The organism is Sulfitobacter sp. M13 (assembly GCF_053474885.1).
In genome coordinates this window covers 724,146-743,628 of sequence record NZ_CM130281.1, presented here as the reverse complement: position 1 = coordinate 743,628, position 19,483 = coordinate 724,146, and the positions used below count along the sequence as shown (strand labels likewise).

Sequence of the window (19,483 nt, the reverse complement as noted above, 5' to 3'; positions counted from 1 at the left end):
AGAGACCCCAATGCCGACACCAAACCCCGACGCGCTGCATTTCCTGCAAACCCGCCGTTCGCGCCCTGCAAAGACGCTGACCACACCAGTTCCCGACCGCGACACGCTGACCGAGCTGCTGGCCGTCGCCTCGCGTGCGCCAGATCACGGGATGCTGGAACCATGGCGTTTTATCGTGATCGAAAAGCCCGCGATGGCGCGTCTAGCCGACATTGCCGAAGCGCGCGGCACCGCCTTGGCGCTCGATGCGGAACAGATCCAGAAAGGTAGCGGCCAGTTTGATCAGGGCAATCTGGCGGTGGTTGTGGTCGAGGTGCAAAAGCCGTCGCCCAAGATACCGCCGCTGGAACAGACCTATGCCGTGGGCGGGGTCTGTCTGTCGCTGGTCAACGCCGCGCTCGCATCGGGCTGGGGCGCGAACTGGCTGAGCGGTTGGGTCAGCCATGATCGTGGCTTCATGACCGAGGCTTTCGGCCTTGCGGAACATGAACGCATCGCGGGCATCATCCATATCGGCACCGAAACCTCCGCCCCACCCGAACGCGGGCGCCCCGACATCGCGGCGATCACCACATGGCAATAGCACAGATTTTTCGCGCCTTCGGGCTGGCGGTTAGGCAAGTCGGCGATCCAAGCTTTCGCCGCGTCCTGCTGCTGGGTGTCGGATTGGCGCTACTGTTGCTGGTCGGCGCGTCTGCGGGCTTTGTCTGGCTGATCGACTGGCTGACCGGAGAAGACAATTGGCTGCCCGTTCTGGGCGAGGTGTCCTGGCTGGACGATTTGTTCAGCTGGGGTGCTGCGCTGTTGCTGATGGTGCTGTCGGTGTTCCTGATGGTGCCCGTCGCCTCGGCGATCACATCAATGTTTCTGGATGATGTGGCCGATGCCGTCGAGGCCGAACATTACCCCCATCTGCCGCCCGCCACGCATGTGCCCTTTGGCGATGCGCTGCGCGATACGGTAAACTTTATGGGGGTGCTGATCGGTGTGAACATCGTGGCGCTGGTGCTTTACCTGATGTTCGCCCCCTTCGCGCCCCTGATCTTCTGGAGCGTGAACGGCTTTCTGCTGGGGCGCGAATATTTCACGCTTGCCGCGATCCGACGGGTGGGCCGGACCGAGGCAAAGCGTCTGCGCAGCAAACATGGGCTTACGATCTGGGCCGCCGGTTTCCTGATGGCGATTCCCTTGTCCGTGCCGCTGTTGAACCTTGTGATTCCGATCTTAGGTGCTGCGACCTTTACCCATTTGTTCCACCAATTGGCGTCGGGGCCCCGTGCAACAGACGTTCTACATCGGCCACGGTGAACCAACCCGACAGGATGATCCCTGCGATGATCGCCCAGAGAATGACCGAGATACCTGTGGTCCACAGGGCCTTTTTCTTGAGGTGGTGATGTTCGGGGGCCCCTGCATGGGTGCCCTCGACGATCTGCCCCAGATCCCCTTGGGTTTGCACCCGCACCGGCAGCAGGATCATAAAGACCATCGACCAGATCACGGTGAACAGAACGATGCCTGACATGACGGCCATGGTTACACCTGCTCCAGCTCGACCAGCGCGCCGTTAAAGTCTTTGGGGTGCAGGAAGATCACCGGCTTGCCGTGGGCACCGATCTTGGGCTCTCCGTTGCCCAGAACGCGTGCGCCGCTTTCTGTCAGACGGTCCCGCGCGGCGATGATGTCGTCCACCTCGTAGCAGATGTGGTGGATACCACCGGCAGGGTTCTTTTCCAAAAACCCGTTGATCGGGCTGTCCTCGCCCAGCGGGTACAGCAATTCGATCTTGGTATTGGGCAGTTCGATAAAGATCACCGTGACGCCGTGGTCGGGCTCGTCCTGCGCGGGACCGACATTCGCGCCCAAAGCGTTGCGGTACTGATCCGCCGCGGCCTCAAGGTCCGGCACGGCGATGGCTACGTGGTTTAGGCGACCGATCATCATTCTTCTCCCTCAAATCAACACTTGATCCGGTTTATGGGCTGCTGAAGCCGCAAGAGCAATGCGTCACGTTAACACCGTATTAGCGAAGCGCGCCTAACCTTAGATCACCCATAAGGCATAAACGGAGGAATCATGGATACGCTTGAACATCAGGCCCAAAGCTTGCCCGCCCCCACGCCCGACCGCCCGCTTTTGGGCCTTACCGCGCTGGTGATAGAGGACAGCCGCTTTGCCTGCGAAGCGATGCGGCTGCTGTGCTTGCGATCCGGCGCACGGATCAGGCGGGCTGACAGTCTACGCGCGGCGCGGCGGCATCTGCAGGTCTATCGCCCGTCTATCGTGATTGCCGATCTGGGGCTGCCCGACGGAAACGGCATTGATCTAATTGCAGAACTGGCCCGCGCGCAGCCCCGCGTTGATGCCCTGCTGGCCATTTCGGGCGACTCCCATCTTGCAGCGGATGCGCTGGCCGCTGGGGCGGACCGGTTCATGAGCAAACCGTTGCAATCGCTGTCGCAGTTTCAACAAGTCGTGTTGGCCGCCCTGCCCCCACATCACCGCCCACCAGGCCTCGCTGCGCTGAGCGATGACACGGTTCAACCCGACGATATCGCGCTGCAGGATGATATGGCACATATGGATGACGTGCTCACCGGCCCCTGTACGCCAGAGACGCTGGATTACGTCGCGCAGTTTCTGGCAGGCGTGGCGCGCAGTGCGCAGGACACGGCGCTGGAACAGGCCGCGACGGCACTGGCGGAACGGCGTGCCATGGGGTTGCCCGCCACCGACGAAAAACGCGTGATCCGGTCGGTGCTGCGCCAACGGCTGACACGCCAGATCGCGATCTAGCTGCGGCGGGTCACGTCAACGGGTCGCTTGATACCCGCACAAGGCTGGTCAGGTCGCCCAGACGTTCGCGCTGCTGGCACTCTGCGTCGAAATTGGCTGGGGAAAGCCACGCTTCGAACGCTTCGCGCAGGCCGGGCCATTCAGCATCGATCGCGGCAAACCATGCAGTGTCACGGTTGCGCCCCTTGGCGACGGCAGCCTGCCGGAAGACGCCCTCGTAGCTGAACCCCAACCGCTGTGCCGCGCGGCGCGACGGCAGGTTCAACGCGTTACACTTCCATTCATAGCGACGGTATCCGGCCTCGAACGCCCATTTCATCATCAGATACATCGCATCCGTCGCTGCCCGCGTACGTTGCAACGCCGGCCCATAGGTGATTGACCCGACCTCTACCGACCCTGCCTCTGGTGCGATGCGCAGATAGCTGGCCACCCCTTCGATGTGCCCTGTCTCGAGGTTTTTGATCGCGTAGAACAGCGGATCGTCCTTGGTTTCGACCTCTCGGACCCAGCGATGAAACTGGGCAGACGATGAAAACGGCCCGTCGTACATGTAATGCCACAGCTGGTCCTGCCCCTCAAAGGCGCGAAACAACAATGCAGCGTGGGCTTCTGCGTTCAACGGTTCAAGCTGGGCATACCGGCCCGTCATCACCGCCCGCGGCGGGCATGGCGGCACAGTGAAATTCGGGACGGGGGCACCAAGTGGGCCAGGGGGGTGGTCATCTTGCTTCATACACTTACGTTAGGGCCAAGCACCGCCACCGCCAAGGCCCGAATGTCATACGACATTACCCAATCTGACGCGCAAAAATGACCTTCTTTCGCCACAAACGCCTGCAAACTTGGTGACAACCACAACGGGCACCAACCCACGCCATCCATCCCAAGGGGGCACGATATGTTCGCCAAGCTACGCCGCATCTATATCAAAGAGACCCGCTTTGACTGGACCGTCTTTGCGGCGAATGTAGTGGGTGGGGCAATCGTTGTTTTGGCGTTTACCCAAGCACGGGCGAGCGGCGCAGATGCGATCGTGCAAATGGCCCACGCCGGTTTCTAACCAGCGGTGCCGCGTGCGGAACCCCTGCCGGACACCACGCGTTAATCCCCGATACAAATCGCACCAGGGGGTTAAGCCATGACATCCATCTATGACGCAATCAAAGCCGACCACGAAACGCACCGCGACCTGCTGAACAAGATCGCTGAGACATCGGGCGACAGCACAGAGCGGCAGACCGCGTGGAAAGAGTTCTATGAGGATGTAAAATCCCATGCCGCGGCCGAGGAAGAGACGTTCTATTCCAAGCTGCTCCACGAAACATGGGGCCAAGACGCCGCGCGGCATTCGGTCTCGGAACACAAAGAGCTGGACGATCTGATGGAAGAGCTGAACGACACGGATATGTCGTCGTCGGGCTGGCTTAGCAAATTCAAGACCCTCAAACACGACTATGAGCACCACATGGACGAGGAAGAGGAAGACGTGTTCAAACGCGCAAAAGACGTGATCGGCCAAGAGCATAACGACGCCTTCGGCCAACGTTTTGAACAGCGCAAAAAGGAAGAACGTGGCCTGATCGCCCAGAAACGCAAAGACAGTCTGGAAGACTAGGTCGACCATGTCCAAACGAAAAAGCCCGCCGTTGATCTCTCAACGGCGGGCTTTTTAACTATATTCTAAAGCGCTTAGTCCTGTGGAATGACCCGCAGACCCAGTTCCATCAATTGATCCGACTGTGGCTCGCTTGGCGCGTTCATCATCAGGTCTTCGGCGCGTTGGTTCATCGGGAACAGGATCACCTCGCGGATGTTCGCCTCTTCGGCCAGCAACATGACGATCCGGTCGATCCCGGCCGCGCAACCACCGTGGGGCGGGGCACCGTATTGGAAGGCGTTAACCATGCCGCCGAACCGCTTTTCAACTTCGTCCTTGCCGTAACCCGCAATCTCGAACGCTTTGAACATGATCTCTGGCTTGTGGTTCCGGATGGCACCAGACACCAATTCATAGCCGTTACACGCAAGGTCATACTGATAGCCAAGCACCTCAAGCGGGTCGCCCATCAGCGCGTCCATCCCGCCTTGCGGCATGGAGAACGGGTTGTGTTCAAAGTCGATCTTGCCGGTTTCTTCGTCTTTTTCGTAGATCGGAAAATCGACGATCCAGGCAAAGGCAAAACGGTTTTCGTCCGTCAGACCCAGCTCGGCACCGATGACGTTACGGGCGCGGCCTGCGACCCCTTCGAACGACTTGGGTTTGCCGCCAAGGAAGAACGCGGCATCGCCGACGGTCAGACCCAGCTGCTGGCGGATCGCTTCGGTCCGTTCGGGGCCAATGTTCTTGGCCAGCGGGCCTGCCGCTTCCATGCCGCCTTCGACTTCGCCGGCTTTCAGCTTGGCCTGGGCCTCTTTCACAGTGATGCCCAGCTCTTGTGCGACGCTATCGGCGGTTTTCTCGCGCCAGAAGATATAGCCCATGCCGGGCAGACCCTCTTTTTGCGCGAACGCGTTCATGCGATCACAGAATTTGCGGCTGCCGCCTTTGGGCGCGGGGATGGCGCGGATTTCGGTGCCTTCCTGCTCAAGCAGCTTGGCAAAGATGGCAAAGCCCGAACCGGCGAAATGGTCGCTGACGATCTGCATCTTGATCGGGTTCCGCAGGTCGGGCTTGTCAGAGCCATACCACAGCGCCGCGTCTTTATAAGAGATCTGCGCCCATTCCTGATCCACGACTTTTCCGCCACCGAACTCTTCGAAAATGCCGGTCAGCACGGGCTGGATGGTGTCGAACACGTCTTGCTGTTCAACAAAGGACATCTCGAGGTCGAGCTGGTAGAAATCGGTCGGGCTGCGGTCGGCACGCGGGTCTTCGTCACGGAAGCACGGCGCGATCTGGAAATACTTGTCAAAGCCCGAGACCATCAACAGCTGTTTGAACTGCTGCGGGGCCTGTGGCAGCGCATAGAATTTACCGGGGTGCAGACGCGACGGTACAAGAAAGTCGCGCGCGCCTTCGGGGGACGACGCAGTGATGATCGGCGTCTGGAATTCTTTGAATTTCCGGTCCCACATGCGTTTGCGGATCGACGACACAACGTCAGACCGCAGCACCATGTTGTTTTGCATCTTTTCACGACGCAGATCGAGGTAGCGATAGCGCAGGCGCGTTTCCTCGGGGTATTCCTGATCGCCAAACACCTGCAAAGGCAGCTCTTTCGACGGGCCAAGCACTTCGATGTCGCGCACGAACACTTCGATTTCGCCGGTCGGGATCTTGGCGTTCACCAGATCATCGGCCCGCGCCTTCACTTCGCCATCAATGCGGATACACCATTCGGAACGCACCTTTTCCACATCCGCAAAAACGGGGGAATCGGGGTCGCACAGCACTTGGGTGATACCGTAGTGGTCGCGCAAATCGATAAACAGGATACCGCCGTGGTCGCGCACACGGTGCACCCACCCGGACAGGCGCACCTTGTCGCCAACGTTTTCCTTGCTCAGATCGGCGCATGTATGGCTGCGATATGCGTGCATGACGGGTCCCTTTCGAGGGCTAGAATTGTTCGGGGCAGGTACACCGTTTGAGACCGCGAAAGTCAAGAGTTTCCCGTGAAAACGGCACAAACCGGGGGCAAAACAGCCCTTCAAAAACGGCACTGCGGAAAATAGATGGGCCGCCTGCTCCTCCCAAAGCAGACGGCCCTTCCCGCGCGACGGTGATGATCCTCTTACAGGACCAGTACATCAAGCGGCGGAAACCCGTTAAAGCCGACCGAACTGTACGAGCTTGTGTAAGCGCCGCAGTTCTTGATCATGACTTTGTCACCGTCCCTTAGGTCAAGTGGAAGGTCAACCGGATTCTTTTCATAAAGCACATCGGCGGAGTCGCACGAGGGGCCGGCCAGCACGCAAGGCCCTGTGGGTTTGCCGTCATGCGGGGTCACGAACTCATAGCGGATCGCCTCGCCTTCGGTTTCGGCCAGACCCGAAAAACGCCCGATGTCCAGATAGACCCAGCGGCGCGCGGCCTCTGCCGATTTGCGCGACACCAGCAGCACTTCGGCTGCAATATGCCCTGCTTCGGCCACCATGCCCCGGCCCGGTTCTGCCATAAGAACCGGAATATCGCCAAAGCGTTCGTTGACAGCACCGACAACGGCAGCGGCATAGCCGCGAGGCGCATCAACGGGGTCACCGTGATAGGCAGGGAAACCACCACCGATATTCAGCAACTGCAGGTCATGACCCGCTTCTTTCGCCGCGTGCCAAAGGGGTGCAACCTGATCCAGAACAGGGTGCCAGTATTCCGCCCGACGGGTTTGCGAACCAACGTGGAAGGACAGGCCATAAGGCACGAGGCCGACAGCCTTGCTGTAGTCAAGCAGGCTTGGCAACAACGAGCCTGCGCAGCCGAATTTACGGGTCAGCGGCCAGTCAGCCATCGAGTTTTCGACGATCAGACGGATATAGACCCGTGCGCCGGGGGCGTGCTCTGCGATTTTGTCGAGCTCAGCCTCGCAGTCGGCGGCGAACATGGTCACACCGATGGAATGGGCAAACGCAATGTCCACGCCACGTTTAATCGTATTCCCGAAAGAGATCTTTGCAGGGTCCGCCCCTTGGGACAGGCACAGTTCGATTTCCTGACGCGACGCCGCATCAAATCCCGAGCCCCGTTCGACCAGCATACGGATCACTTCCGGCGCAGGGTTTGCCTTGACCGCATAATGGATGCGGGCATCGCCCAAGCCCGCCTGAAGCGCGTCATATTGCACACCCACGCGGGCGCGGCTGATGACGAGGGTCGGTTTGTCGAAGCTGTTGTTCCAGATGTAATCAGCCGCTTCGTCATGGGTCGATGCTGCGGATGTGTTCACGGTGGCGGTAGCTGTGGCGTTCATGGTCATCTCCAAAGAGCAAGGAAGGGCGGGAGTACCCTAACATGTCGTTTCAAGAGACGTTACCGTCGCTGCATAGGCGCGGGGTCGATCCGCAGACAGACGAACCGGCCAGAGGCGCGTGCGTTGGCGTCTGTAAACGCGCATTTACGCTGTTTTCAGATTCGCGCAAGTGGTAAAATTCTTGATACGACAATTGATTATTCAGGTGGGCACGCAAGGCGCTGCGTGCCCAAAGGTCGGGACGGATCGGGGTTACTTTTCCCAGTCCGTGCCGATGGCTTCGCGGTCCTTTTCGCGCTCCTCGTCCGCCATTTCCCGCACCTCGGCGCGTTCTTCTGCATCGCTTTGCTCGGGTGTGGAATTCGCCTCCGGAACATCCGTCAACGCAAGCGAGAACAGGATCGGAAAGTGGTCGGACCCGATGTTGGGCAGGCGCGACATGCGGATCAGGCGAAACTCTGCATCGTGGAACAGATGGTCAAGTGGCCAGCGCATGATGACGATACCGGCGTGGAAGGTGTTGTAGAACCCCCGCCCTACACGCGGGTCCAGCAGGCCCGACAAGCGCTGAAAGCGACGGGTGGTGGTGGACCAGGCGACGTCATTAAGATCGCCGGTCACGATGGCGGGCACGTCATCCTTGCTGGCCTCGATCCCGACTAGTGCAATCTCACCGTCGCGCCCCTTTGTATCGTGGTTGGGCACAGGTGGCTCGGGGTGGACGATATACAAGCGCCAGACCCGACCAGACGGCATCGCGACTTTCGTACGGATGGACGGCACATCATCGACCAGCAAGTCGCGGACCTGCGTCTCTGACAACACCATCTTGGACATCAGCACCACGCCATAGGAATTGTCTTTGGGCACCTTCACCCAATGGGGATACTGATCGTGCAACCCGTCATACAGGGCATCAACCCATTCCGGATCGACCTCAAGCGCCGTGGCGACATCGGGGTCTTCCTTACGGATCAGATCAACGAGCCGATGATACTGCCGGTTTGATTGCTTCACGTTTGACGCCAGGATCGTCACGCGATTGCGTTCATCCGCAGCCTGTTCAGGGGTAGCATCAACCGACTGGCGCGGCCAAAGCGGCGTGAATTTCAGGATGTATCCGGTGTGGATCGCGGCGATTATCGCAAGGATCGCCAGGGCATAATTGCGCGGCTCGGGCGCAAGCCAGAAAAGCGCCCCGACAGCCAAAACGGCGGTGAGGATAAACAGCTGTTCACGCGGGAACGCCATGCCCCGGATGGCACCATGGGGTATCTTGCTGAAAGGAAGAACGCTGACCACGGCAATGATCGCAACAACGCCCCAAAACAGACTGAGTAATATCGTTGCCAGCATCCATGCCCCCTAAATCAAGAAAAGGGACGCAGAGCGATTGCCCTACGTCCCTAGCCCAACACGAGATTAGGCGGAATTGTTCCGAATACGCCGCGATGGCGGAACCGAATTACTTGTCTTCGTCTTCATCTTCGTCATTGCCACCCTCGGGCAGCTTGAAGAAACTGTCGGCGTCAGAGTAGTCGCCGTGATCTTTATCGTCGTCATCCGCAGGATTGCCGGACAGCGTGAATGTTTCCAGACCTTCGATGGCCGATGGCATCTTAGGGTCGGTTTCCATGCCAAGCGATTGCTCGGTGCTGACCAGACGACGGCGTTCGTCATCGCTCATCAGGCCGCCTTCGGCAGCTTTCTTGGCAGCGGCTTTCTGGACGGCGGCATCCAGTTCGGACTGCTTGCACAGCCCCAGCGCCACGGGATCAATCGGCTGGATGTTTGCAATGTTCCAGTGGGTCCGCTCGCGGATCGCTTGGATCGTCGGCTTGGTGGTGCCGACCAGCTTGCTGATCTGTCCGTCGGACAGTTCAGGGTGGAATTTAACCAACCAGTAGATCGACGCCGGACGGTCTTGGCGTTTGGACAGCGGCGTGTAGCGCGGGCCGCGACGTTTCTCTTCGCCCTGAGCCGAAGCGTTGAACTTGAGCTTGAGCTTGTGCATTGGGCTTGCCTGACCCTTTTCGATCTCTTCTTCGGTCAGCTGGTTATTGGCAATCGGGTCAAAGCCCTTCACACCTTGTGCCACGTCACCATCCGCGATGCCCTGCACTTCAAGCTCGTGCATCTCGACGAAATCCGCGATCTGCTTGAAGCTCAAGGTTGTGTTATCCACCAGCCATACGGCAGTGGCGCGGGCCATAATCGGTTTTGCCATCTCGGTCTCTCCTTAAACGCACCTTCCCCGTCGCCTGAAATAGGCTGTCCTGCGGGGCAGAACGGTTTCCATTGTGGGGGAACTTGAACGCCTTATACTCAGCCAAGCAAAATAAGGGAAGACCTGAATGCGATTGCTGATCCTATGCCTCCTCCTCCTGCTGGCCCCGATGCCCCGCCCTGCGGTGGCAAAGGGCGAAATCGCGGGGGAATTCGACTATTACGTGCTCGCGCTCAGCTGGTCGCCGAACTGGTGTGCGCTGGAAGGCGATGCGCGCAATTCCGCGCAATGCGACGCGCGCCACGATCACGGCTGGATCATGCACGGTCTCTGGCCGCAGTTACATCGGGGGTTTCCATCCTATTGCCGCACCGCTGAACGCCCACCTGCCCGCAGCATGACCGCTGCGATGGCTGACATCATGGGAACGCCCGGTCTGGCATGGCATCAATGGAAGAAACACGGCAGCTGTACCGGCCTGCCCGCCGCCGGATATTTCGATCTGTCCCGAAAGGCCTACGAGGCCGTGACCCGCCCCGCCGTCTTTCGCAAGATCACGGGCGACATCCGCCTACCTGCCTCTGTCGTGGAAGAGGCATTCCTGAAAGCCAATCCGACGATGGAGCCTGATGGCGTCACCGTCACCTGCAAAAGCGGCTACATTCAAGAGGTCCGTCTGTGCCTCTCCAAAACGCTAAAGCCCGTGCCCTGCGGACGTGACGTGATCAAGGATTGCACGCTGGATGACGCGCTGTTTACCCCGATCAGATAAAGCCCGCGTTGCGGGCAATCATTGCGGCGTCGGTACGGTTGCGGGCGTCCAGCTTGCGGCACAGGGTCTTGACGTGCAGCTTGATCGTGACCTCTTGCAGCTCGAGATCGCGGGCGATTTCCTTGTTCGATTTCGCCTCCATCAAACCACGCAAAACCTGACGCTCCCGCTCTGACAGGGCTTTTTCAAAGTCTGTTTCTTCGGGGTCATCCTTGCCGGACATAAAGTTCACCGGTGCGTAAATCTCGCCCGCGGCCATAAAGCGAACCGCGTTGACCAGTGACTTCGCAGGCAACGTCTTGGGCAGGAACCCGATCGCCCCCATCGCCAGCGCCTGTTCTGCAATCAGCCGCGTCGCTGTGCCCGAAATGAGCCCGACCGGCTTGTCTTCATTGGCTTTCATCACCTTCGGCAGCGCCTCAAGCCCCTTCATGCCCGGCATGGTATAATCAAGCAGGACCAAATCGAATGGCCCATCCGCTTCGATCTTGGCCATTGCTTCGGGCAAATCGCATGCAGCAACTGTCTCTGTCTCGCCATCTGCGTCCAGAAACATTGCAATCGTTTCCCGAACCATATCGTGATCGTCTGCTATCAGTATCCGTAATGCCATCTATTCGTCCCTTCCCTCATCACCACCTCAGTGCTGCTTAAGTATTTGTAGACCAACTTTAAGGCGAAGAATAGGAAACATGAGGATATGAAAACTGTGTCAAATTTTTTGCGACTATACCTTCGTATAGTTAAAATACCCTTAATCTTCGTCGCGCCACTAAGCACGTTAACCTAAGGTTGATGGTACAACACAGGGGAAGGATACCGAGTTATGACATTTCACGTTTTTACCAAAACGATCACCACCGCATTGTGCGGCATCGCATTGGCCACTGCTGTTAGCGCCCAAGAAGAAGCCGTTTTGACGGTCACAGCTGGCGACGTGGAACAAAGCTACACGATGGAGCAGTTGAAAGAGCTGCCCTCTTCCAGCTTTACGACCGAAACCATCTGGACCGAGGGCGCCCAGACCTTTCAGGGTGTCTCGCTCAAAGATTTGCTTGATACACTAGAGGTGAGCGATGGCATGATCGAGGCGACCGCGATCAATGACTATGCCATTGAAATCCCGATTGAGGATGCCGTGTTGGATGGCCCGATCATTGCCTACGCCAACAACGACAAGGAAATGTCGCGCCGTGGCAAAGGCCCGCTGTGGATTGTCTATCCCTATGACAGCGACGTAAAGTACCAGACAGAGACGATCTATAGCCGCTCTATCTGGCAGTTGAACCGGCTGGCGATCAAATAAACGCAAGGCAAGATCACCATGGCCGATTTGATGCACCACGGCCCGCAGCGCAGCAGGGTAAGATACGTTCTCGCCCTGGCGCTGATGGTTGGCATCTTGCTGGCTGGCTATCTTGCGTTCAACGTTTGGGACCGTGTGCGTGCGCTTGACGGCGCGCAGCAGGACCATGCCGAATGGGTGTTCTCGCAGCTTGAAATCGATTTCCTCAAACTGAATGGCGCGGTCGAACCGGCGCGCTCGGGCGACGAAAGCGATCTGGCCAACCTGCGCAAACGTTTTGATATCTTCTACAGCCGGACCGAGGTCGCTGAACGCGTGCAGCAAAGCGGCGACCTGACCCGCGAAATTCGGGAAATTCAGGCGGTTCTGGATACGCAGATACCCCTGATTGACGGTGATGACGCGACGCTCTTTTCCGGCCTTTCGGCTCTCTCCGACGCGCTGCGCAGCATAGAAAATCTGCCCCGCAATATCGGCCTCGCCTCTATCACCTTTGCCGCCAAAGCCGCAGAGGCCGAGCGCAAGGAGATCGCCCAGCTCATCGAAATCCTTCTGGTGATCGTGGTGACAGTGACCATCGCGCTGCTGGGGGCGATCCTCCGGCTGTCGCGCCAGACCATCACCCTGAACCGCGCCTCGCGCGAGGTCGAACGCAATCACTCGCAACTTGAAACCATGCTGCGGGCGTCGCTTGACGCGGTGATGGTTCTGTCTGTCGATGGCGAGATCATCGATTTCAACGGCTCCGCCGAAGAAGTCTTTAGCATCTCGCGCGATCACGCGCTGGGGCGCAGCTATATCGAACTGCTGGTCCCGCCCGAATTGCGCAACCGCCAGCGCGACAACATCGCGCATTTCAACGCCACGGGTAAAACGCGACTGGCAGAAACAGGCCGTCACGAAACAAAGATGGTCGACGGCAAGGGTCGGATTTTTCCTGTCGAACTGTCCGTGTCCTTGGCACGGTCGAACGACGCACCGGTTTTTGTGACCTACATCCGCGACATCACCGACAAGCTCCAAAAAGAGCAGGAAATCATCCGCGCCCGCGACGAAGCGCTGGATGCCTATCAGGAAAAATCCCGCTTTTTCGCGATGATGAGCCACGAGATGCGCACGCCGCTGAACGGAATCCTGTCTGCAATCCACCTGCTGCATGACGACCGGCTGGACGCAGAGCAGCGCAACTACGTGGAGGCCGCGCTGAAATCCGGTGACATCCTGCTCGGCCATATCGACGACGTGCTGGCGATCGAACGCAGCGAAGCCGAGACCAACGCGCATGAATTGCAAGCCAGCGATATGGTCGCGCTGACCTCGGGTATGATCAACACCATGACGCCCCTGGCGCGAACTTCGGACACGCGGCTGCATCTGGATCAAGACGGGCTGACGGATACGCCGATCCTGACCGACCTGCGTGCCGTGCAGCAAATTCTGGCCAACCTGATCAGCAACGCGATCAAATTCAGCCCCGACGACGACATTGTGCTGAGCGCGTCCTATGACATGGAAGAGGCCGAAGCACCGATTTTGCACATCGAAGTGGCCGATAATGGCCCCGGTATCCCACCCCACGACCTAAAACGCATCTTTGAAGATTACGTATCGCTCGACAGCCGGTACGAGCGGCGCACAGGGGGCACCGGGCTGGGCTTGGGCATCGTGCGGCGCCTAGTGCACCGGCTGGGCGGCACCATCACCTGCGTCTCGGAAGTTGGTAAAGGGGCGCGTTTTATTGTGCGGCTGCCGGCGAAATTCACTGCAACGGAAACACCGCTGTCCGTGGCCCCCCTGCCGCTTGAGTGCGAAGACATGCCAGCGATGACCCTGCTTGTTGTCGATGACAATGAAATCAACCGCGACCTGCTTAAGGCAATGCTGGCCCGTCTGGGTCACACGGTCATGCTTGCCGACAGCGGCCAAGAGGGGATCGACCGCGCGGCAGAACACCGTTTCGACGCGATCTTGATGGATATTTCCATGCCGGGGATCAGCGGGATTCAGGCAACACAGGTGATTTTGCAAGGCGAAGGCCCCAATGCCAACACCCCGATCATGGCCGTCACCGCCCATGCCCTGCCCAATGAACGCGCCGCCTTTACGGCCGGCGGCATGACCGGCTTTTTGCAAAAGCCCATCAACACCCAGACCCTGAAAACCGCGCTTAGCGAACTGGTACAGCCCGCCGCTTTGGCGCTATCAACGCCGAATGACGCACAGACCCCGCCGCTGCGTCCGGTGCTGAACAGCCATCAGGTTGACGAATTATTCGAGCTTCTGGGACCTGAGAAACTTGCCGACCGGATCGGCGACCTGCGCCAACGGATTGAGGGGCAGTTGCCCCCGCTCGCCTCTGCCCAAGACGGTGACGAATTGCAACGCAAGACCCACGACCTTGCCGGGCTTTGCGGGATGTTCGGGGCAGAACGTCTGCACGCCCTTCTTGCCACAATAGAGAATGACTGCAAACTGGGCGACGTCCAGAAAGCCCGCGACCAGGTTACCAAAGTCCCTGCCGCCTGGGCCGAAACCCTTGATGCTTGGGAAGCGCGCCTGTCGGCGTAACGCCCCCTGAACGACAAAGGGCGCCCTGATATCAGAACGCCCTTTGCTATATCTCATTGCTTGCCGGTTACGCGTGGGCGTCAACTTTCAACACGATCTTGCCGATATGGCCGCTCGTTTCCATGCGGGCGTGGGCCTCGCTTGCGTTCTCGAAGGCATATTCGCTGTCCATCACCGGAGATATCTTGCCCGCGTCCAGCAGCGGCCAGACCTTTTCGCGCAGTTCTTCGGCGATCTTGGCCTTGGCCAAATCGCTTTGCGGACGCAGGGTGCTGCCTGTCATCGTCAGACGGCGTGTCATCAGCGTGGCAAAGTTCACCTCTACCTTCGGTCCGCTAAGGAAAGCGATCTGCACAAGGCGACCGTCCTCGGCCAGCGCCTGAAGGTTGCGCGGGATGTAATCGCCACCGACCATATCGAGAATCAGATCCGCGCCGCCTTCGGCTTTCAGCACGTCAACGAAATCCGTGTCGCGGTAGTTGATCGCGGCCTCGGCCCCCAGTTTCGCACAGGCGTCACACTTGCTGTCTGTGCCCGCCGTGGCGAAGACCCGTGCGCCGAATTCGCGTGCCAGCTGGATCGCTGTCGTCCCGATGCCCGACGACCCGCCGTGCACCAAGAAACGCTCGCCCGCTTTCAGACCGCCGCGCATGAACACGTTGGACCAGACCGTAAAGAAGGTTTCGGGCAGGCAGGCGGCTTCTTTCATGCTCATGCCTTTGGGCACGGGCAGACAATGGGCGGCGGGCGTTGCGACATATTCCGCATAGCCACCACCGGGCAGCAATGCGCAAACCTTGTCGCCCACGGCCAGACCGCTAACGCCTTCGCCTACCGCGAACACCTCGCCCGACGCTTCAAGGCCCGGCAGATCGCTGGCGGTGGGGGGCGGTGCGTACATGCCAGCGCGTTGTAGCGCATCGGGGCGGTTCACACCGGCATACGCCACCTTGATCACAACCTGCCCGTGGGCTGGCTGCGGCATCGGCCGGTCTGTCGGCTGAAGCACTTCGGGACCACCCGCTTTGGTGATTTCTATCGCGCGCATTGTGTCTGTCATTGTCTACGTCTCCTCCGTAAATCTGCGTTGCCGCACCATAGGCACGGATTTCGCGGCATACAATGCGAACTGACAGACGTCAGGCCGGCACGGTGTTCCGCGTCACAACCCACCGCGGGCGCGCAGCGCCTCGGCCACATGTTCAGCGTCATCAATTGCCAGCACAGCAAACGGAATGATCATCCGCCAGCCGACCCGTTTGGTCGACCGCGCGCGCCAAGACTGCGCCAGCAACTGACCTTTTTGTGCCAGCACGGGTGTAAAGCGGATCACCAGAGCGATGCCCAGTTCGATGGCGCGGGTTTGGATGCCCAGGCGGCGCAGCGGTGTGGTCAACCATGTCACCACCGCCACCATCTCCGCCAGCTTTGTCGTCATCGTCACCAGATTGGCCAGCGCCACCGCCGTCATCATCCGCAGGGTAATTGTCGCGCCCGCCATGACGTCGTTGGTGATGATGTGCCATACCATGATCAGCACGACGAACGGCAACAACACCCGCAGCCGCGACAGTCCGACCTTGAAAAAGCGCCACCCCGGCAACGCGTAAAGCAGCAGGGTCAGCGCCAGTGCCGCCGCCTGAAGCGCAGGATAGGTCAGGCTGAACAGCCCCATCGTTGCGATACAAAGCGCCGCCAGCTTGGCCCCCGCGGGCCAACCGTGGGCGCGAGTCTCAACCGGTGAGGTGAGTGAAATCATCGCTTTCCCCGATATCATGCATCTTTGCCACAAAGGTGTCGGTCACGTCCGGCACCGTCCCGTCCTGCACAATCCGCCCCTGATCAATCCAGACCATCCGGTCATAGGTGGCAAGATGCGCGGGATCATGGGTGATGTGAATCAGATGCGCCTCTACCGCGTGCAATACCCGCGTCAGATGCAGCATCGTCGGGATATCGAGCCCCGCAAACGGTTCGTCGAGGATGATCAAACGCGGCTCCATGGCGAGGATCGACATCAGACAAACAAGTTGCCGCTGCCCCTGCGATAGCTGATGAATCGCCGCCTTGGCCCAATGGCTACGGTTAAAGCGGGCGAGGATATCTGCCGTTTTCTGCGCCGCCTCTTTCGGTGATTGCTTAAGCTGCGTCAGACCAAAGCTGATCTCTTCCTCGACTGTGGGAAAAATAATCTGGTGATCGGGGTTCTGGAACAGGATACCGACCTGACGCAGCGCGGCCTTGCGATCCTTGACCACATCCACCCCGTTGATCCGCAGCTTGCCCGACGACGGTGCCACCAGCCCCGCCAACACCCGCGCAAGAGATGTCTTACCCGACCCGTTGCGCCCCACGATACCTATCCGCCGCTCGGAGGCTCGCAGTGTCACATCACACAGCACATTGACGCCGTCAGGCGTGTAGGTGACGTCATCGAGATCAATCAGAAACGGTTGCATGTGTGTGAATACCAACTAGCCGCGCCCGCGCCGGGTGCGGACGCGCAGCACCTAGCAGGTCTGACCTGACGAGTGAAGCCAGCCTAAGAGCGCGGCCCACCCCAGCTGCCGGGCAGGTCGCTGCGCGCCGTGCGCGAGGGCGCTTTTACGTGGGAAAGCAACCAGTTGGGCCCCGCCATCAGCATGCTCAGCGTGGGGCTACTGTTGACCTGCGCCTTGACCTTTTCGATCTGCATCACGTTTTCTATCCGGCGATCAAGGAAGGCCCATGTCTCTGCATGGCCTTCGCTAGTGTCACCCAGCCAGAACAGCACGGTCGAGGAATAGACCGCGCTCAGCGTGGCGCGTTTGGTGTACCAGTTCACGTCTTCGGACGTGTCGCCCAATGCGTTCCATATGGCGTCGGCAGTACCCCAAACCAATTTGGCCCCCTCGGGTGCATATTGCGGTAGGGCAAACAGAGTTGTCCCACGACGTACCGCTTCCTTGTCTGTCGCAGCTTCAAGCCGGAAGCGGACCATGGCGGCGACCTTGGCCGAGAACTTCATCTGGCTCATGTCTTCGGACTTCATGCGGTCAATCATCTGCTGATCGCCGCGTTTGTGATAGGCAACGGCCAGATCAACGGCACCACGCGGACAAACGGCGCGGGCGACGGTCGGGTCCATGCCTGTGTCGCGGACAGCGGCCTTGAACGTTGTCTCTGACCAGCCGTCAAACGCGACATGGATCAGTGCAGCATCCAGCAGTTGCTCTTTCGGTGTCTGGGACGTGTTCGTCATAGCGGCCTCCTCAAGGTGATTGGCTTTGCTCTAGACAATATAGGTTTCAGTTGCTATATGGCCAGCTCCTGCAAATCCTTGCAACTTCAAACTAGAAAGGTGGTGAAAACCACATGCAGGTAAGTGTTCGCGATAATAACGTCGATCAAGCGCTGCGCGCCCTGAAGAAGAAACTTCAGCGCGAGGGTGTGTTTCGTGAAATGAAGCTCAAGCAACATTTCGAGAAGCCTTCCGAGAAAAAAGCACGCGAGAAAGCCGAAGCGATCCGCCGTAGCCGCAAATTGGCACGGAAAAAATTGCAGCGCGAAGGCATGATGTAAATCATCCAAGCGACGCATAAGGATATGAACCCCCGTTACCTTTAGGTGCCGGGGGTTTTCTTTTGTCCGCCTTCGCCTTTGTGGTGACGTACCGGTACGGTGGACAGTGCCCCGCGACTGCGCCTATCGCGGAACGGCCACGACACAGGACAGACCATGACCCAGCCAACCTACCCCAGCGTTGCCCCGACACACCGGCGGGCTGATCTGATCGTTCACCTTGTCGGCTTGGCACTGATTCTGGGCGCGGGCGGCGCGCTGGTGGTGAAAACCGCCACGTCACTGACCACGGGCGTGACCGTCGCAGTGACGGTCTATGTCCTGTGTGCGCTGGTGTCGAACCTCGCGTCCTGCGCCTATCACTTCGCGCCGTGGCATGACGCCCGCAAGCTGATGCGCCGGATTGACCACGCCGCGATCTACCCCAGTATTGCAGGTACCTTTACCCCGTTCTTCGTGCAGGCGGGCACCACATGGACGATCACATTGCTTTGTGTGTCATGGGGGCTGGCCCTGATCGCGATGTATAAAAAAATCACCGACCCGCAGGTGCAGGGCAAATGGTCTACCGCGTCATACCTGGGTCTTGGTGCCGTTGGCCTAGGCGCCTTGCCGGACCTGACAGGCGTACCGCTGGCGACGCTCTGGAGCATCATAGTGGGTGCCTTGGCTTACGTCATCGGTGTCGGATTTTATGTGCGCCGTGCCATGCGTTTTCGCTATGCGATCTGGCACGCGTGGGTGAACATCGGCGGAATCGCGATGTTTGTGGGCATCTGGATGGCGCTGTTTCCGCCTGCGGGTTAACCGACCGGCAGCGCCGTGGTGTTGCACACGGTGCGCAACGCAAAGCTTGATTGCATCTGCCCGACGCCCGGCAACCGCGCCAAATGTTGACGATGGATACGGGCGAAGTCTTCGGTGTTCTCGGCCACGACCTTGAGCAGATAATCCGCCGCCCCTGCCATCAGATGACATTCCAGCACATCGGGAATACGCGCGACCGCTTTTTCAAAGGCGTCCAGCACCTCATCCGCCTGCCCCTGTAGCGTAATCTCGACAAACACCGTTGTCGGCACCCCCATTTTGCGTGGATTCAGCAGGGCGACATAATCGCGGATGTAGCCGTCGGTTTCCAGCCGCTGCACGCGCCTGTGACAGGCCGAGGCCGACAGGTGTACCTTTTCCGACAGGTCGGAATTTGACATACGCCCGTTGCGTTGCAAGGCGGTCAGGATGCGGCGATCAATGTCGTCAAGGTTCATGCTACACAATACTTTCGCGTGGAATGGCACAAATACAACGTTTTATTCGAACAGAGCAAGGGAGAGCGCAGCGTAAAC

At 59.2% G+C, this 19,483-nt stretch carries 23 protein-coding genes; 10 read left to right on the top strand and 13 right to left on the bottom strand.

The annotated features are described in order from the left end of the window. Positions 1-10: 10 nt before the first annotated feature. Both ACVBAU_RS03505 and ACVBAU_RS03500 read left to right on the top strand, forming a co-directional pair. A complete protein-coding gene (locus ACVBAU_RS03505; RefSeq protein ID WP_448327918.1) occupies positions 11-583 on the top strand; it encodes a nitroreductase family protein in 573 nt (190 codons plus the stop codon). Continuing rightward, entirely contained in the window at positions 574-1,308 is a 735-nt protein-coding gene (locus ACVBAU_RS03500) for an EI24 domain-containing protein (RefSeq protein WP_138924406.1), read from the top strand. Before ACVBAU_RS03505 ends, ACVBAU_RS03500 begins: the two co-directional genes overlap by 10 nt. Here ACVBAU_RS03500 and ACVBAU_RS03495 read toward each other — a convergent pair. Beyond that, a complete protein-coding gene (locus ACVBAU_RS03495) occupies positions 1,241-1,534 on the bottom strand; it encodes a DUF1467 family protein (protein ID WP_138924407.1) in 294 nt (97 codons plus the stop codon). The two genes, ACVBAU_RS03500 and ACVBAU_RS03495, sit on opposite strands and share 68 nt — an antisense overlap. A gap of 2 nt (positions 1,535-1,536) precedes the next feature. Continuing rightward, a complete protein-coding gene (gene mce / locus ACVBAU_RS03490; protein WP_138925195.1) occupies positions 1,537-1,941 on the bottom strand; it encodes a methylmalonyl-CoA epimerase in 405 nt (134 codons plus the stop codon). Positions 1,942-2,076: 135 nt separating this feature from the next. On the opposite strand from mce, the gene ACVBAU_RS03485 reads away from it, so the two are divergent. After that, the gene (locus tag ACVBAU_RS03485; protein ID WP_138924408.1) at positions 2,077-2,796 is read left to right on the top strand and encodes a response regulator; all 720 of its coding nucleotides are present in this window, start codon (positions 2,077-2,079) and stop codon (positions 2,794-2,796) included. A gap of 10 nt (positions 2,797-2,806) precedes the next feature. On the opposite strand, the gene ACVBAU_RS03480 is transcribed toward ACVBAU_RS03485, so the two are convergent. Then, positions 2,807-3,532, bottom strand: a complete 726-nt coding sequence (locus ACVBAU_RS03480; RefSeq protein WP_448327915.1) for a GNAT family N-acetyltransferase — start codon at positions 3,530-3,532, stop codon at positions 2,807-2,809. A gap of 165 nt (positions 3,533-3,697) precedes the next feature. On the opposite strand from ACVBAU_RS03480, the gene ACVBAU_RS03475 reads away from it, so the two are divergent. Both ACVBAU_RS03475 and ACVBAU_RS03470 read left to right on the top strand, forming a co-directional pair. After that, positions 3,698-3,859: a hypothetical protein gene (locus ACVBAU_RS03475; RefSeq protein ID WP_448327913.1), complete on the top strand. Its 162-nt coding sequence runs from the start codon at positions 3,698-3,700 to the stop codon at positions 3,857-3,859. Between the two features lie 78 nt (positions 3,860-3,937). Further along, the gene (locus tag ACVBAU_RS03470; RefSeq protein WP_138924410.1) at positions 3,938-4,414 is read left to right on the top strand and encodes a hemerythrin domain-containing protein; all 477 of its coding nucleotides are present in this window, start codon (positions 3,938-3,940) and stop codon (positions 4,412-4,414) included. Between the two features lie 74 nt (positions 4,415-4,488). On the opposite strand, the gene aspS is transcribed toward ACVBAU_RS03470, so the two are convergent. From aspS to ACVBAU_RS03450, 4 genes are all read right to left on the bottom strand, one after another. Continuing rightward, complete coding sequence (aspS, locus tag ACVBAU_RS03465; protein ID WP_138924411.1) at positions 4,489-6,339, bottom strand: aspartate--tRNA ligase; 1,851 nt, start codon at positions 6,337-6,339, stop codon at positions 4,489-4,491. Positions 6,340-6,533: 194 nt separating this feature from the next. Next, positions 6,534-7,712 (bottom strand): type III PLP-dependent enzyme, encoded by a 1,179-nt coding sequence (locus ACVBAU_RS03460; protein ID WP_335744860.1) that lies wholly within the window; start codon positions 7,710-7,712, stop codon positions 6,534-6,536. Between the two features lie 246 nt (positions 7,713-7,958). After that, positions 7,959-9,062 carry an endonuclease/exonuclease/phosphatase family protein gene (locus tag ACVBAU_RS03455; RefSeq protein WP_138924413.1) on the bottom strand — a complete coding sequence of 368 codons (1,104 nt, stop codon included), beginning with the start codon at positions 9,060-9,062 and terminating at the stop codon, positions 7,959-7,961. Between the two features lie 109 nt (positions 9,063-9,171). Next, entirely contained in the window at positions 9,172-9,933 is a 762-nt protein-coding gene (locus tag ACVBAU_RS03450; protein WP_138924414.1) for a DUF1013 domain-containing protein, read from the bottom strand. Positions 9,934-10,060: 127 nt separating this feature from the next. Between ACVBAU_RS03450 and ACVBAU_RS03445 the strand changes: the two genes are divergently transcribed. After that, the gene (locus ACVBAU_RS03445) at positions 10,061-10,705 is read left to right on the top strand and encodes a ribonuclease T2 (RefSeq protein WP_335744862.1); all 645 of its coding nucleotides are present in this window, start codon (positions 10,061-10,063) and stop codon (positions 10,703-10,705) included. Here ACVBAU_RS03445 and ACVBAU_RS03440 read toward each other — a convergent pair. Beyond that, the gene (locus ACVBAU_RS03440; RefSeq protein ID WP_138924416.1) at positions 10,698-11,318 is read right to left on the bottom strand and encodes a response regulator transcription factor; all 621 of its coding nucleotides are present in this window, start codon (positions 11,316-11,318) and stop codon (positions 10,698-10,700) included. The genes ACVBAU_RS03445 and ACVBAU_RS03440 overlap by 8 nt on opposite strands. A 213-nt stretch (positions 11,319-11,531) precedes the next feature. Between ACVBAU_RS03440 and ACVBAU_RS03435 the strand changes: the two genes are divergently transcribed. Both ACVBAU_RS03435 and ACVBAU_RS03430 read left to right on the top strand, forming a co-directional pair. Beyond that, positions 11,532-12,011 (top strand): molybdopterin-dependent oxidoreductase, encoded by a 480-nt coding sequence (locus ACVBAU_RS03435; RefSeq protein ID WP_448327909.1) that lies wholly within the window; start codon positions 11,532-11,534, stop codon positions 12,009-12,011. Positions 12,012-12,029: 18 nt separating this feature from the next. Continuing rightward, positions 12,030-14,579, top strand: a complete 2,550-nt coding sequence (locus ACVBAU_RS03430) for an ATP-binding protein (RefSeq protein ID WP_448327907.1) — start codon at positions 12,030-12,032, stop codon at positions 14,577-14,579. 67 nt (positions 14,580-14,646) lie between these two features. Here ACVBAU_RS03430 and ACVBAU_RS03425 read toward each other — a convergent pair whose 3' ends face one another. The 4 genes from ACVBAU_RS03425 to ACVBAU_RS03410 all read right to left on the bottom strand — a co-directional run bounded on the left by ACVBAU_RS03425 (position 14,647) and on the right by ACVBAU_RS03410 (position 17,820). Further along, entirely contained in the window at positions 14,647-15,639 is a 993-nt protein-coding gene (locus tag ACVBAU_RS03425; RefSeq protein WP_448327905.1) for an NAD(P)H-quinone oxidoreductase, read from the bottom strand. Positions 15,640-15,741: 102 nt separating this feature from the next. Then, the gene (locus ACVBAU_RS03420; RefSeq protein ID WP_448327903.1) at positions 15,742-16,338 is read right to left on the bottom strand and encodes a CbiQ family ECF transporter T component; all 597 of its coding nucleotides are present in this window, start codon (positions 16,336-16,338) and stop codon (positions 15,742-15,744) included. Beyond that, positions 16,313-17,038 carry an energy-coupling factor ABC transporter ATP-binding protein gene (locus tag ACVBAU_RS03415; protein WP_335744865.1) on the bottom strand — a complete coding sequence of 242 codons (726 nt, stop codon included), beginning with the start codon at positions 17,036-17,038 and terminating at the stop codon, positions 16,313-16,315. The genes ACVBAU_RS03420 and ACVBAU_RS03415 overlap by 26 nt, the downstream gene beginning before the upstream one ends. Before the next feature lie 83 nt (positions 17,039-17,121). After that, the gene (locus ACVBAU_RS03410) at positions 17,122-17,820 is read right to left on the bottom strand and encodes a COQ9 family protein (RefSeq protein WP_448327901.1); all 699 of its coding nucleotides are present in this window, start codon (positions 17,818-17,820) and stop codon (positions 17,122-17,124) included. Positions 17,821-17,933: 113 nt separating this feature from the next. On the opposite strand from ACVBAU_RS03410, the gene rpsU reads away from it, so the two are divergent. Continuing rightward, complete coding sequence (gene rpsU, locus ACVBAU_RS03405) at positions 17,934-18,140, top strand: 30S ribosomal protein S21 (protein ID WP_005851231.1); 207 nt, start codon at positions 17,934-17,936, stop codon at positions 18,138-18,140. Between the two features lie 156 nt (positions 18,141-18,296). Continuing rightward, positions 18,297-18,947, top strand: a complete 651-nt coding sequence (gene trhA / locus ACVBAU_RS03400; protein ID WP_138924423.1) for a PAQR family membrane homeostasis protein TrhA — start codon at positions 18,297-18,299, stop codon at positions 18,945-18,947. On the opposite strand, the gene ACVBAU_RS03395 is transcribed toward trhA, so the two are convergent. Further along, positions 18,944-19,405 (bottom strand): Lrp/AsnC family transcriptional regulator, encoded by a 462-nt coding sequence (locus ACVBAU_RS03395; RefSeq protein ID WP_448327897.1) that lies wholly within the window; start codon positions 19,403-19,405, stop codon positions 18,944-18,946. The two genes, trhA and ACVBAU_RS03395, sit on opposite strands and share 4 nt — an antisense overlap. Positions 19,406-19,483: the final 78 nt, after the last annotated feature.

What these genes read in the sequence shown, in the direction of transcription:
- ACVBAU_RS03435 (WP_448327909.1), top strand. Translation starts at nt 11,532, where the DNA reads ATGACATTTCACGTTTTTACCAAAACGATCACCACCGCATTGTGCGGC.
- ACVBAU_RS03475 (WP_448327913.1), top strand. Translation starts at nt 3,698, where the DNA reads ATGTTCGCCAAGCTACGCCGCATCTATATCAAAGAGACCCGCTTTGAC.
- rpsU (WP_005851231.1), top strand. Translation starts at nt 17,934, where the DNA reads ATGCAGGTAAGTGTTCGCGATAATAACGTCGATCAAGCGCTGCGCGCC.
- ACVBAU_RS03480 (WP_448327915.1), bottom strand. Translation starts at nt 3,532, where the DNA reads ATGAAGCAAGATGACCACCCCCCTGGCCCACTTGGTGCCCCCGTCCCG.
- aspS (WP_138924411.1), bottom strand. Translation starts at nt 6,339, where the DNA reads ATGCACGCATATCGCAGCCATACATGCGCCGATCTGAGCAAGGAAAAC.
- ACVBAU_RS03415 (WP_335744865.1), bottom strand. Translation starts at nt 17,038, where the DNA reads ATGCAACCGTTTCTGATTGATCTCGATGACGTCACCTACACGCCTGAC.
- ACVBAU_RS03410 (WP_448327901.1), bottom strand. Translation starts at nt 17,820, where the DNA reads ATGACGAACACGTCCCAGACACCGAAAGAGCAACTGCTGGATGCTGCA.
- ACVBAU_RS03430 (WP_448327907.1), top strand. Translation starts at nt 12,030, where the DNA reads ATGGCCGATTTGATGCACCACGGCCCGCAGCGCAGCAGGGTAAGATAC.
- ACVBAU_RS03460 (WP_335744860.1), bottom strand. Translation starts at nt 7,712, where the DNA reads ATGACCATGAACGCCACAGCTACCGCCACCGTGAACACATCCGCAGCA.
- ACVBAU_RS03395 (WP_448327897.1), bottom strand. Translation starts at nt 19,405, where the DNA reads ATGAACCTTGACGACATTGATCGCCGCATCCTGACCGCCTTGCAACGC.
- ACVBAU_RS03425 (WP_448327905.1), bottom strand. Translation starts at nt 15,639, where the DNA reads ATGACAGACACAATGCGCGCGATAGAAATCACCAAAGCGGGTGGTCCC.
- ACVBAU_RS03505 (WP_448327918.1), top strand. Translation starts at nt 11, where the DNA reads ATGCCGACACCAAACCCCGACGCGCTGCATTTCCTGCAAACCCGCCGT.
- ACVBAU_RS03420 (WP_448327903.1), bottom strand. Translation starts at nt 16,338, where the DNA reads ATGATTTCACTCACCTCACCGGTTGAGACTCGCGCCCACGGTTGGCCC.
- ACVBAU_RS03450 (WP_138924414.1), bottom strand. Translation starts at nt 9,933, where the DNA reads ATGGCAAAACCGATTATGGCCCGCGCCACTGCCGTATGGCTGGTGGAT.
- ACVBAU_RS03445 (WP_335744862.1), top strand. Translation starts at nt 10,061, where the DNA reads ATGCGATTGCTGATCCTATGCCTCCTCCTCCTGCTGGCCCCGATGCCC.
- ACVBAU_RS03485 (WP_138924408.1), top strand. Translation starts at nt 2,077, where the DNA reads ATGGATACGCTTGAACATCAGGCCCAAAGCTTGCCCGCCCCCACGCCC.
- mce (WP_138925195.1), bottom strand. Translation starts at nt 1,941, where the DNA reads ATGATCGGTCGCCTAAACCACGTAGCCATCGCCGTGCCGGACCTTGAG.
- ACVBAU_RS03470 (WP_138924410.1), top strand. Translation starts at nt 3,938, where the DNA reads ATGACATCCATCTATGACGCAATCAAAGCCGACCACGAAACGCACCGC.
- trhA (WP_138924423.1), top strand. Translation starts at nt 18,297, where the DNA reads ATGACCCAGCCAACCTACCCCAGCGTTGCCCCGACACACCGGCGGGCT.
- ACVBAU_RS03500 (WP_138924406.1), top strand. Translation starts at nt 574, where the DNA reads ATGGCAATAGCACAGATTTTTCGCGCCTTCGGGCTGGCGGTTAGGCAA.
- ACVBAU_RS03440 (WP_138924416.1), bottom strand. Translation starts at nt 11,318, where the DNA reads ATGGCATTACGGATACTGATAGCAGACGATCACGATATGGTTCGGGAA.
- ACVBAU_RS03455 (WP_138924413.1), bottom strand. Translation starts at nt 9,062, where the DNA reads ATGCTGGCAACGATATTACTCAGTCTGTTTTGGGGCGTTGTTGCGATC.
- ACVBAU_RS03495 (WP_138924407.1), bottom strand. Translation starts at nt 1,534, where the DNA reads ATGGCCGTCATGTCAGGCATCGTTCTGTTCACCGTGATCTGGTCGATG.